The 11,693-nt window shown below is 37.6% G+C and carries 12 protein-coding genes and 1 pseudogene; 1 reads left to right on the plus strand and 12 read right to left on the minus strand.

What is annotated here, in order from left to right:
- From ACIQZ6_RS10025 to ACIQZ6_RS10080, 12 genes are all read right to left on the minus strand, one after another.
- A partial coding sequence (locus ACIQZ6_RS10025; protein WP_395810675.1) for a lytic transglycosylase domain-containing protein occupies positions 1-1,031 on the minus strand: 1,031 nt, incomplete at its 3' end.
- 50 nt (positions 1,032-1,081) lie between these two features.
- Positions 1,082-2,536, minus strand: coding sequence for an Asp-tRNA(Asn)/Glu-tRNA(Gln) amidotransferase subunit GatA (gatA, locus tag ACIQZ6_RS10030; RefSeq protein WP_395810677.1), 1,455 nt, complete (start codon positions 2,534-2,536; stop codon positions 1,082-1,084).
- Positions 2,537-2,731: 195 nt separating this feature from the next.
- Positions 2,732-2,935, minus strand: a complete 204-nt coding sequence (locus tag ACIQZ6_RS10035; protein WP_090700204.1) for a twin-arginine translocase TatA/TatE family subunit — start codon at positions 2,933-2,935, stop codon at positions 2,732-2,734.
- Between the two features lie 10 nt (positions 2,936-2,945).
- Positions 2,946-3,386, minus strand: a complete 441-nt coding sequence (locus ACIQZ6_RS10040) for a twin-arginine translocase TatA/TatE family subunit (protein ID WP_395810679.1) — start codon at positions 3,384-3,386, stop codon at positions 2,946-2,948.
- A 54-nt stretch (positions 3,387-3,440) separates the two neighbouring features.
- Positions 3,441-4,706, minus strand: coding sequence for a murein hydrolase activator EnvC family protein (locus ACIQZ6_RS10045; protein ID WP_395810681.1), 1,266 nt, complete (start codon positions 4,704-4,706; stop codon positions 3,441-3,443).
- A gap of 14 nt (positions 4,707-4,720) precedes the next feature.
- On the minus strand, positions 4,721-5,527 hold the full coding sequence (locus ACIQZ6_RS10050; RefSeq protein ID WP_395810683.1) for a DUF4292 domain-containing protein: 807 nt from the start codon (positions 5,525-5,527) through the stop codon (positions 4,721-4,723).
- Positions 5,505-7,241 carry a tetratricopeptide repeat protein gene (locus ACIQZ6_RS10055; protein ID WP_395810685.1) on the minus strand — a complete coding sequence of 579 codons (1,737 nt, stop codon included), beginning with the start codon at positions 7,239-7,241 and terminating at the stop codon, positions 5,505-5,507. The genes ACIQZ6_RS10050 and ACIQZ6_RS10055 overlap by 23 nt, the downstream gene beginning before the upstream one ends.
- A gap of 5 nt (positions 7,242-7,246) precedes the next feature.
- On the minus strand, positions 7,247-7,678 hold the full coding sequence (gene dut / locus ACIQZ6_RS10060; RefSeq protein ID WP_395810687.1) for a dUTP diphosphatase: 432 nt from the start codon (positions 7,676-7,678) through the stop codon (positions 7,247-7,249).
- A complete protein-coding gene (locus ACIQZ6_RS10065; protein WP_395810689.1) occupies positions 7,675-9,177 on the minus strand; it encodes an oligosaccharide flippase family protein in 1,503 nt (500 codons plus the stop codon). Before ACIQZ6_RS10065 ends, dut begins: the two co-directional genes overlap by 4 nt.
- A gap of 27 nt (positions 9,178-9,204) precedes the next feature.
- The gene (locus ACIQZ6_RS10070; RefSeq protein ID WP_395810691.1) at positions 9,205-9,477 is read right to left on the minus strand and encodes an acylphosphatase; all 273 of its coding nucleotides are present in this window, start codon (positions 9,475-9,477) and stop codon (positions 9,205-9,207) included.
- A complete protein-coding gene (locus ACIQZ6_RS10075; RefSeq protein WP_395810693.1) occupies positions 9,464-9,706 on the minus strand; it encodes a hypothetical protein in 243 nt (80 codons plus the stop codon). Before ACIQZ6_RS10075 ends, ACIQZ6_RS10070 begins: the two co-directional genes overlap by 14 nt.
- Before the next feature lie 42 nt (positions 9,707-9,748).
- Positions 9,749-10,924 carry an amidohydrolase family protein gene (locus tag ACIQZ6_RS10080; protein WP_395810695.1) on the minus strand — a complete coding sequence of 392 codons (1,176 nt, stop codon included), beginning with the start codon at positions 10,922-10,924 and terminating at the stop codon, positions 9,749-9,751.
- A 358-nt stretch (positions 10,925-11,282) separates the two neighbouring features.
- On the opposite strand from ACIQZ6_RS10080, the pseudogene ACIQZ6_RS10085 reads away from it, so the two are divergent.
- A pseudogene (locus ACIQZ6_RS10085) lies at positions 11,283-11,693 on the plus strand (23S rRNA (adenine(2503)-C(2))-methyltransferase RlmN); the annotation flags it as partial.

The raw sequence follows: 11,693 nt of genomic DNA on the forward strand, positions 1-11,693 counted from the left end.
CCCGGCAATACCGAAACCAATTTTACTTCATCCGCTTTGCCATTAAAAAGATCATACAAAGATGAATAGGCTGAATTTGTTACTGTTGGGATAACCAGAGGCATTGGAATCAGAGTGGTTCCATTAATAATTTGTTTTTTATAGGATGGATTCAAGATCAGCAACTCATTGACATCCAATTCTGCAGCCTTGGCAATGCTGCTTATCGATATTTTTCTATTGACTGGTATGATATCTGTATGGGTATTAATCCCTGCGGGCTTAACTGTAATCTCATGAATTTTATGATACTTCATTGCATAGACTGTAGCAATGAATGCAGGCACATAATTTTGAGTTTGAACAGGAAGAAAGGGTCTGACCCTCCAAAAATCTGCTACTCCACCAGATTTGGCAATTGCTCTGGTAACAGCACCTGTTCCGCAATTATAGGCAGCTATGGCCAATAGCCAGTCACCAATACTTTTATAAGCATCCTTTAAATAATGTGCAGCCGCAAGACTAGCTTTTTGAGGATCCTTACGTTCGTCTGTATACGTATCCATATTCAGACCATAACCCTTTGCCGTGTTATACATAAATTGCCATGGCCCAACTGCACCTGATCTAGAAACAGCATTGGGGTTGAGTGACGATTCAATGACTGTAATATACTTTAGCTCATCCGGAAGTCCAATTTCTTTCAATGCTTTTTCAATGATAGGAAAATAGTATTCCGACAGGCCAAGCATTTTGCCAATGTGCTCTTTCCTATTGATATAGGTATCAATATACTTTTGAACGTATCTATTATAGGAAAGATCAACATCCTTTTTTATTGAATCTAGCCGGTTTTTATAGATGCCATTTTGAAAGGAAATCAGTGAATGATCTACAAAAACAATCTTAGGAAGCGTATCCTGTACTATTTGGAGTGGTTTAATCTCCAAATAATTGTTCACTAATGAGTTGATAGCCTTTTTCTCTGATGCATTTGCAAAAGTGCAGTGGATAAGTATAAAAAAAATGAAGTAGGCTATCGTTTTATTCATATTTATGAATTGATATGTGCAATTCTATAGCTAATTAAAGAATATGGATTTTAATTTGAATCGATTCTATCAGAATCAATCAGCTTACAGTATGTTTTTGAAAAATTCAACAATTCGGTCTCACCAAAGCGCTTACCTAAAAACTGTATTCCTAACGGTAATCCATTTTTGTTATTGCCTGCAGGTAAAGAAATTGCAGGAATTCCTGCAAGTGAAGCTTGAACTGTAAAAATATCAGCCAAATAATTAACTACAGGATCATCGCTTTTTTCACCAATGGTAAATGCCGGGGTTGGTGCTGTTGGCAACATAATAAAGTCATACTTATTTAAAATATCGTTGGTTTTATCACGTATTAATCTGCGCACTTTCTGTGCCTTAGCGTAGTAAGCATCATAATATCCTGCACTCAACACAAAAGTGCCAAGTATAATCCTGCGTTTAACTTCAGGCCCAAATCCTTCTGATCGTGAAGTTTTATACGTAGATTCTAGATCAGTGGATCGATTGCTTCGATATCCGTAATGTACCCCATCATAGCGAGCCAAATTTGAGGAGGCCTCTGCCATGGTTAAGATATAATAGGTAGGTACAACATACTCCAATAATTCAAAAGAAACTGGCTCAACAACATGGCCTGCATCTTTAAGAATGGCGATACTTTTTTCAAAAGCCTGTTTAACCTCGGGATCAAGACCTGCTGAATGCAAGGCCTCTGATAAGTAGGCTATTTTTAAGTTTTTATGCGAATTGTTTTCTGAAGAATAGTAAGGAACTGGTTTCGAAGAGGCTGTGCTATCATACTCATCTGGGCCAGAAATAATCTCGAGCAAAATAGCCGCATCTTCAACGCAATTGGTAATAGGTCCAACCTGATCAAAAGAAGAGGCATATGAAATGATTCCATGTCGTGAAACCCTGCCATACGTTGGCTTTAGCCCAACAACCCCGCAAAATGCTGCAGGCTGACGAACAGAGCCGCCTGTATCAGTGCCTAAAGCTGCTAGACAAAGGCCTGCCTGAACGGCTACTGCCGATCCTCCTGATGAGCCTCCTGAAACCTTACTTAGATCGGCATTATTTTTTACTGGCCCATAAAAAGACGATTCATTGGATGCGCCCATTGCAAATTCATCACAGTTCAAGCGCCCAATAATAATGGCATCCTCAGCAAGAAGTCGCACAACCACTGTGGCAGAAAAAGGAGAAACATAATTTTCAAGAATCCTAGAAGAGGCAGAAACCTGATGATCCTGGTAGCAGATATTATCTTTGATCCCAATGACCATTCCTGCCAGTTTACCAGCAGTACCTGCATCAATCTTTTCTTGTACCAGAATTGCCTGATTACGTGCTTCGTGGTCAAATACCTCTACAAAAGCGTTCAATTCCTGTTTTTCAGAAATACGGCTTAAGTAATAATCAACCAGAACAGGTAATGTAAATTTCTGGTTCTGCTTGGATAATGCAGACTGAATATCGGAAAGAGAAGAAATACCTTCCATGCCTTGAATCTTGTAAATTAGAAATTTAACCGTTTGCGAGGAATCTCTCTGATTATTGAGGAAATCACCTAAATATAGGCCAAATAGGATTTGGCTCTATCGTTTCCAAAGAATCCCAAAAGGCAAAATAAAAAAAATGATCTTCCTGACTGTCAATAGGATTGACAGAACAAAAAAATCATTTTAAATATAAAATTATTTAACGTCCTGATCTTTTGTTGTAGCTGAAGGTGCATCACCCTCACCATTTTGAGCAGTCTTAAATTCTTTGATACCTTTGCCCAATCCGCGCATTAGTTCTGGAATTTTTTTGCCACCAAACATTAAAAGGACAACCACTACGATTAAAATCACTTCCGTAGCTCCAAGTCCAGCAAATAATAAAATTGAGTTTAGCATGATAATTTATTTAATGTGCAATTTTTGTGTTCTCAAACCCCGCTTCATCTGGATTCACATATCCTGATGAAACTTCTTCATTTGAATTAGTATCTGTAACTGTTGTATTTGTTTCAGCAAGAGGTGCATCCATATCTGGATAAGTACCGTCTGCATGAGCAGAATATTCATTCTGTGTATCTGAGTAATTGTTTTCCGGGCTGTGATAATTATTGTCCGGAGTTGTAGCTGCTGCTTTTTCAAGATCTGCAGCTTCGGTTACCGTATTAATATTATTGTGAATCTCTCTTTTAATACCATCCGAAGCATCTTTAAATTCCCTCAATCCCTTTCCAAGGCCACGGGCAAGTTCAGGCAGTTTCTTACCTCCAAATAAAAGTAAAACTACAACGAATATCAAGATCATCTCTGGCCCACCGATATTCATAAATAACAATATTGAATTATTCATATAACAAAGATCAATATACAAATATAGGCATTTTAAACACCTTAAAATTAAAAATTAATTTGCAAGCCAGCTTGAAGGATTCAATGGTGTTGCCCCTTTCCTTACCTCAAAATGCACTTCAGTTGTGTTATCAATAGGATCAGTGATTACCACACCTATATTCTGCTTCAACGAAACTTTTTGCCCTCGCGCTACATTAACACTCTTTAAATTTGAATAAACCGTAAAATATTCACCATGTCTAATCAAAATTGCATACGAACCTGAAATGTTTTGTACGGCTGCAACCTCACCTGCAAATACTGCACGGACCTGCGATCCGGCTGCAGTTTTTATATCCACTCCATTATTTTCTGTGGTAACATTCCGCCCAATGGTATGATTTCCAAAATCTTCTATGACCATCCCGTTGCTAACCGGCCACGGTAAACTGCCTCTGCTACCCAAGAAATCTGAAGACAATTTAGCCGATTCTGGAGTGGCTGCCAAAATACTTGAACCACTTGCAACAGGCTTTGCATTAGGCACTTCCCTGTTTTCTGCTTTAGCTTTTGCAATAGCAGCCCTAGCCTCAGCTTCAGCTCGTTTCCGTGCTTCTTCTATTTCTTTGTTAATTGCATTTTGAATGGCTCTATTAAGCCTTGCCGACTCCCTTTGCTTTTGAGTGAGTTCCTGTTTTAATTGCTTTTCTTGACTGGTCAGATTATTTAGAACCTTCGATTTGCTATTCTTCTGAATACCTAGTGTTCGTTTTTCCTTCTGCTGATCTGATAAAAGATTACTTTTTTCCTGCTTATTACGGTCGAGCTCAACAATTCTGACATTTAATTGCTTTTGAGTACCCTCGATATAACTAGCCTGTTTTTTTCGATACTCGCTAAACTGTTGCAAATATTTTAAACGCTTGTATGATTGATTAAAATTTTCTGCAGCAAAAATAAACATGAGCTTGCTATAAGAGCTTTGATTTCGAAAAGCAAACAAAACCATTGCCGCATATTCCTTTTTCAGCTTATTTAATTGCGATTGCAGTGTTCTGACAGTATTGGTATTATCAGATATCTGATTGTCAAGCAACTTCACTTCAGAATTGATTACATTAATCTTTTTTTCACGCAAACGGATCTGTGCATTCAGAGCTCTGATCTCCTTGAGTGATAAATTCTTGTTGTTTGCCGTTTGATTCAAACTCCGATTAAGCGATTCTATTTCCCGGGTCAAGGCTTCCTTCTGCCTTCTAAGATCAGAACTACTCTGGCCAAAAGCTTCGGCAGCAAGGCAAAAAATAAACAGGAAAAAGATGTGCTTAAATATCTTCATTCAAACAAATGTATTTAATTTTTAATCAAAAACCGCTCTGGAACTCTAAAGGGAAGGTCAACATTCCCATCTATATCAATTTTTAAATAGTTAAGGTCAAGACTAATCGCTTTATTCTTTGCCTTTGAATTCATGATCACCGAATGCGGAATCAACTGCTGATTGATGGATAAGAAATTGCTATAATTAACAAGAAGTTCCTGCCCTGCAGAAGCATCGTTTAACTGAGTAAATACTACCTTATTCTGCTGATCAACAGTGAAATTATAGATCATCGAAGCCAAAACTGTTTTAAGTTGGGTATTTTCGCCTTCATTTTTTAGTTGAGTAGATTCGCTAATAAATTCTGCCATCGCATTTCCAAGCAATACGGATTGAAGTGTCTGAAAAGTGATCCGCTCATTCGTAAATTCATAAATATAACTGAAAGGCTTTTTAAGATAAATATTGTCCATCCTGTTCAAAACCTTAACACTGTCGGCAGTGATCAATGCGCGAGCTACTTCTAAACCCGCCAGAGCAGTTACAGAAACCCAGATGGCTTCATTATTCCTGATCCGGATATTCATATTCACCTCGTTGCTCTTGTTATTGATGTTCAGATCAGCTTTGGCTTTGATTGATAAGGTTTTAAAAACCGTGTTCATTCCATTTACTGAATCCAGTTTAATCTTTTGGGTCAAGTCAGGCGATGGTGGCTTAAAATCCATAATTTTAGGAATCACCGAAGCGGGCAAAAGTTCTTTTTTAGCCTTGCAGCCTGCAAAAATGACCGCAATTGCAAGCAAAGCAATTATTTTAGTCGATATATTTTTTCTCATTGATCTTCTTTTCCAATTTATTAGAGCCTGAGCCCTGTGCTTTAGCATTTTGCCACTGCTCTAGTGCTTTCTCCTTTTCACCAAGAAGATATAAAATATCTCCATAATGTTCCTGTTGAGTGGCATTGTTTGAGGTCTTACCCTGCAATGATTTTTCTATCCATTTTTTTGCATCTGCATACTTTTTCAACCGAAAAAGAATCCAAGCATACGTATCTTCAGATGATGCATTATCCGGATCAATCTCTAATGACCTCTTCGACATTTTTTCTGCTTCTTCAAGATTCTCTCCTCTTAACGATAAATAGTATGCATAATTATTGAGCACATACGAATTACTCGGATCAAGCTCTAGCGCTTTAGTGTACGCCTGATCAGATTCCTTAAATTTTTTCAAGGCATTATAAGAATCTCCCAGAGTGGAATAGATCTGTAGAAGTACATCATTATCTTCAGACTCAAGATCAAGTGCGCTTTTTAAGATGCTTGTTGCTTTTTCATAATTTCTAGTCTGTGCATATCCAATACCTGTATAAAGATATAATGCAGCTTGATTTGGGAATATACCCAATGCTTTATTGCCATCTAAAACTGCCTGCTGAAATTCTCCACGACTTACCTCTATTCGCAATAACTGTTCCCAGATCAGATACACCTGATCATTAATAGCTAATGCCTTTTTGTATGATTCCTGAGCCTGCTCATATTTACGCTCTTGAAATAGCACATCTCCTTGAACCGCAAAGGCTTTTGCCTCATTTGGATGAACCCTTACCATGATCGAGGCCAGTTCATTGGCATAAGCCCTGGCCTTCATTTCAGTAAACATTGGAAAAAATGAAAGAACAATCCTTACTTTTTCATCAATATCTAGGTTAGGATCTGCAAAAGCCACCTTAAGTTCTATGAATGTATTCTCGTACTGCTTTAATGCCTTATAGTGATCGGCTAAGGCAAGTCGAACCATAGCACTTGATGGAGAGACAGACTTTGCCTTATTCAGAATTTCAATTGCCTTTTCGCGATTTCCTGATTGGGTAAGCACTTCACTCAGATAAATATAATTTCGTAATTCATCAGGTTTGGAGGCGATCAAACCTGTAAGTTCTTCTTCGAGCTTGCCTGATTTTCCTTGCTGCATCAATATCCGTTGCCGGGCAGAAATAAGTTCATCTGAAGAGCCAAATTTTTTCTCAATTTCATCATAGGCTTTTGCGGCATCATCTACCTTACGGAGAATAAGAAATGCATTTGCTTTATCGTAATAATAGGCTTCTTTCTTAGGGGCAATCTTACTGAGCTCTTCCAGAACAGAGACTAATTGAGCTATTTTATTGGTCTTTTTATAGATATCAGCAAGCAGTATCCAATACCATTCATTTTCGGGATTAACCGTTACTGCATTCCTAATCAGGCCCTCGGCTTCGGTCGTATTATTCTGATCAAATTTCAAATTGGCCAACTCATACATAGCGGCATCATTCAAAGGATCTATTTCAATTACCTTCTCAAAATTAAGAGCTGCATCAACATAGTTCATCACAATTTTTTCATGAAGGCCTTCAAAGAAAAAATCTTTAACCTGAAGGCTGTCTATCTGATTCAGAACCTTGCCAACAACACTAACAGCCTCTTTATTATTACCCTTATTTTTTTGCGCAAATAGCGAAAATGCACAACTAGTAAGAAGGAATAAAAATACTGCTTTTTTCATGCTCATTATAATCCGGTATGACCATAGCCGCCAGCACCGCGAACAGTTTCTGAAAGTATTTCCACTTCTTCCCAATTCACTTTTTGATGTGTTGAAATGATCATTTGAGCAATGCGGTCGCCATTATTAATTTCAAAATCTGTGTCAGAAAAGTTAATGAGCAAGATCTTTAACTCACCTCTGTAATCGGCATCAATGGTGCCGGGTGAATTTAAAACAGTAATTCCATGCTTTAATGCGAGACCGCTTCTGGGTCTGATCTGAGCTTCAAAACCAAGTGGCAATTCCATAAATAAACCAGTGGGAATCAGCTTCCTTTGCATTGGCTTTAAAACCTCTAGTTCGGTCAAATTTGCCCTGAGATCCATTCCTGCAGAGGCAAAAGTTTCGTAGGCAGGAAGCGGATGCGATGATTTGTTTATTATCCTAATATTCATTTTATGCCAAAAATTGCTTTGAGTTCCTTCCGTTCAACAAAAAATATTGTACCTGTAAATATAATAAAGAGCGCATTTCCAATGAGCAAATTACGTTCAAATACTACAAATGCTATAAAAACGATACAAACCGAAGCTAAAAGATAGATGATATTTTTTTTGAGATTATATGGAATGGGATAATTTTTTTGGCCCCAGAAATAGGAAAGCACCATCATCACTGTGTAAGCTGTGAGTGAGATCCAGGCAGAAGCCATATAGCCATACATAGGAATAAAAATTATGTTGAGGACGATCGTTAGAATTGCCCCAATTCCTGAAATATATAATCCATAACGAGTTTGATCGGATAATTTATACCAAATCGATAAGTTGATATAGATGCCAAGACTAACATAACCAAATAATAAAATGGGAACTATCCGTAAACCCGACCAATAGAGTGCCTGTTCTACCGCATCTTTACCTTTAATAAAATATTTCAGTAGCTCAATATTTGCCACCAGTAATACAAATATCAAGGAAACTGCAATCACAAAGTAATTCATGATCCTAGCGTAGGTTTCAGTAGCGTTCTTGTTCTTGGCATGGCTAAAGAAAAAAGGTTCAGCTCCTAAACGAAACGCATTAATGAAGATGCTCAAAAATATGGCTATTTTACAACAAGCTGCATAAATTCCAACTTCCTGCACAGATATGTTAGGAGGCAAAAGTTGCCCCAAAAATATCTTATCAATATTTTCATTAATGATAAAAGAAATATTAGCAATAAGTACCGGCAAACTGTAAACAAACATTTCCTTAACCAAGGCGATATCGTAGGTAAATGTCAATTTCAGCAACTCTGGTACGAGTAGCAATAGCGTAATCAAACTTGCGATCAGGTTAGAAATAAAAACATAGCCAACCCAGCCTTCTCTGTACCAGCCCATGATATATTCAGCACCATACCATCCCTCTTTAATAATCAGAGGGAATACAAATATGAAGAGTAGGTTTAATCCAATAAACGTTAAAATATTAACAAACTTAATGAAGCTGTAGCGTAAGGGCCGGCCATCGGCTCTTAGTTTTGCAAATGGTATAACTGCCAGGGCATCAGCAACAAGAATATACATGAAATATTTAATGTAGCGCGCATAATCAGGATCATTGACATCGCCTTTTTGAATCCATGCTGCAATGTCATCTACAAAAAGAAAGGTAAAAAGCAGAAAGATCAAGGCCATCAATGTGACTGTGAAAAAAGTATTATTATATACTTTTTGCTTGTCGTTCTCATATTTATTGAGGTATCGGAAATAGGTGGTTTCCATTCCGAATGCCAGTAAAGCATTGAGCATAGAGGCCCAACTGTACATTACAGAAAAAATACCGTAAACTTTGGGAGAGTAAAGCCCTACATAAACAGGAGTAAGGAAAAAATTTAAAAAGCGGGTTATGACCGTGCTTAACCCGTAAATTGCTGTCTGACCGGCAAAGTTCTTAATTGCTGACAATGAGAGAATGGATTAGCATAAACAAAACTACTTTTTTACTATCTCAAAATTACGATACTTTTTCAATTCACCTTGGCTGGCTGTTACATTTTCAACTACTGCCCTGTCTGAACCCTTATTGCAAAATTCAAGAAATAGTTCTAGAGAAAAATCGTCGCCTTCGGCTTCAATGAAAACTGTTCCATCAGGTAGGTTACGGGCTGTGCCTTTTATACCCAGCTGATCGGCCACTGCCTTACTCATTGCTCTGAAAAAAACGCCCTGAACCTTCCCAGTAATAACAATATCAAGATGTTTCATAAAAATTTAAAAAAATTAATTGGCTGATTCGTTGTTTCTCAAATCTAAATCCCTGCCATATTTCATTAAGAATCTGAGCTACTGGCTTAATACTATGAACGTACCAAGCTACCTGACCCATTTCAAGTTCACCTTCAACAAGATCGCCTTCGAACATACCCTTTTTTGCCCTGCCTTTTCCTAAAATACTCATTAATTCAATATTGAACAGTTTAGTGATGGAATTCATTTCTGTAAAAATGATTTTTTAAGCTCAGACCAGCAAATTATGCTAAATAAGCCGCTGAATCTGTGATAAATGGGTAATTTCTGTGCCATTTACCTCAGAAATCAGGTTTAATCCTGGTGTTTTGCCTTTTTCTATCGAACCGAACTTGCTATCTATGCCCAGAAATTGAGCACCATTGAGTGTTGCCCAGCGAATAATCTGGCTGCTTGGCAATTCAGAAAAATGTTCTTTGATAGTTTTCAACTCTGATAAGATGCAAAGTTTATCATTTGAGGCAAGGCTATCGGTTCCAACGGTGATGTTCAATCCGGAATTGAGAAACAGGCTAAGATCTGGCAATTTTTGTTCTATGTAGAGGTTTGCATTGGGGCATAAACACCACGTAATATTCTTTTTTGAATTTTTTACTGCAGCAATATCTTCTAAATTGGTAAAGGTATTATGAACCAGCACAATCTTTTGATTGACAGGAAATAAGGGTAACAAGGCCTGAAGAGAAGTCTTTGATTGGGCTTCAAAAAAGCTCAGATCAAGATTCAGCATTTTATAAAAATCAATAAATGCACCACTTTTATTCAAGAAAAACTCATTTTCTGGCTCAGATTCCTGATTGTGCATGCTAAACAAATTTTCATGATCTTGAGCATAGTTCTTTAAAATAGAAAAAAGCTCAGCTGACACCGAATAAGGAGCATGCGGAGCAAAAGATGCCGGCAAGGGAGCAAAATCAGCTTTTTGATCGAGTGCTTTTTGAAATACTGTTTCTGCCCTTAACGGATCAAAACCGAGCAATTCGATAAAAGTATGGTAATAGATCTGGCTATTTTGTTTAACCAACTTCGAACACTTATTGTTTGAAATATCTCCAACTGCTACGATTCCATGTGCAAACATCAGCTGATCATATGTTTTCATAGCTGCCATCACCTGATCTTCATCTGCTGACCTTTGGGATATTACTTCGCTTATAAAAGATACAAGTCCTGTACCTTTTTGGATTTTACCAAGCATATGCGAAAGCTCCAGATGACAGTGTGAATTGACAAAGCCCGGAACAATAATGCCTTGATAATGCACGATTTTTTCTGAGATATCAATGCTCTGGTTTGGACTGAGAACATCAATAACCTCTGCAGATTCATTGATAACTACAATCCCACCTTTGATAGGTTCAGAACTAACCGGAAAAATATAATCTGCACTGAGGTATCTGAGCATAAAGCAAAAGTAGTAATTAGTAGTTAGTAGTTGGTAGTTAGTTGGTTAGATGGTTAGTTGGTTAGTGGTTAATGGTTAGGTTGTTAGGTTGTTTGTAAATAGTTATCAGTTTGGGTACGCTAGTCATACCTCCTACTTCATGCCTCAGAAAACTGATAACTGACAACAGACAACCATTTTTTGAGTAGTGAGTATTGAGATAAATTCTGCTTTAATTCATACCAGCACTTCATACCTCAGACAACAGACAACTGATAACTGATAACAGACAACTGATAACAGATAACTGACAACAGACAACTGATAACTGACAACAGACAACTGACAACAGATAAAAAATTTAGTATTTTTGCAAATAATGCAAGCTATTCAAAAAACAGACATACGCAGTTTATCGCCTGATAAACTTAAAGAGCATTTCATTTCTATTGCTGAACCTGCCTTTAGGGCGAAGCAGGTTTATGAATGGTTATGGGAAAAATCATGTACTGATTTTGAGGAAATGAGCAATCTTTCTAAGCCTTTGCGAGAGAAATTAAAGGAAACTTTTACGATCAACAATGTGCAGGTTCATCAGTCGCAGTTTAGTGCTGATAAAACCATCAAGAGCACCTTTATGCTTTTTGACAATAATATCATTGAAGGCGTTTTGATTCCGGCAACCGACCGCATGACGGCTTGTGTTAGTTCGCAGGTTGGTTGTAGTCTTACCTGTAAGTTTTGCGCCACCGGCTACATGGATCGTAAGCGCAATCTTAATGCCGATGAA

This window comes from Daejeonella sp. (genome assembly GCF_044348475.1).
GTDB lineage: Bacteria > Bacteroidota > Bacteroidia > Sphingobacteriales > Sphingobacteriaceae > Daejeonella.

What these genes read in the sequence shown, in the direction of transcription:
- ACIQZ6_RS10045 (WP_395810681.1), bottom strand. Translation starts at nt 4,706, where the DNA reads ATGAAGATATTTAAGCACATCTTTTTCCTGTTTATTTTTTGCCTTGCT.
- dut (WP_395810687.1), bottom strand. Translation starts at nt 7,678, where the DNA reads ATGAATATTAGGATAATAAACAAATCATCGCATCCGCTTCCTGCCTAC.
- ACIQZ6_RS10075 (WP_395810693.1), bottom strand. Translation starts at nt 9,706, where the DNA reads ATGAATTCCATCACTAAACTGTTCAATATTGAATTAATGAGTATTTTA.
- ACIQZ6_RS10070 (WP_395810691.1), bottom strand. Translation starts at nt 9,477, where the DNA reads ATGAAACATCTTGATATTGTTATTACTGGGAAGGTTCAGGGCGTTTTT.
- gatA (WP_395810677.1), bottom strand. Translation starts at nt 2,536, where the DNA reads ATGGAAGGTATTTCTTCTCTTTCCGATATTCAGTCTGCATTATCCAAG.
- ACIQZ6_RS10035 (WP_090700204.1), bottom strand. Translation starts at nt 2,935, where the DNA reads ATGCTAAACTCAATTTTATTATTTGCTGGACTTGGAGCTACGGAAGTG.
- ACIQZ6_RS10055 (WP_395810685.1), bottom strand. Translation starts at nt 7,241, where the DNA reads ATGAAAAAAGCAGTATTTTTATTCCTTCTTACTAGTTGTGCATTTTCG.
- ACIQZ6_RS10040 (WP_395810679.1), bottom strand. Translation starts at nt 3,386, where the DNA reads ATGAATAATTCAATATTGTTATTTATGAATATCGGTGGGCCAGAGATG.
- ACIQZ6_RS10050 (WP_395810683.1), bottom strand. Translation starts at nt 5,527, where the DNA reads ATGAGAAAAAATATATCGACTAAAATAATTGCTTTGCTTGCAATTGCG.
- ACIQZ6_RS10080 (WP_395810695.1), bottom strand. Translation starts at nt 10,924, where the DNA reads ATGCTCAGATACCTCAGTGCAGATTATATTTTTCCGGTTAGTTCTGAA.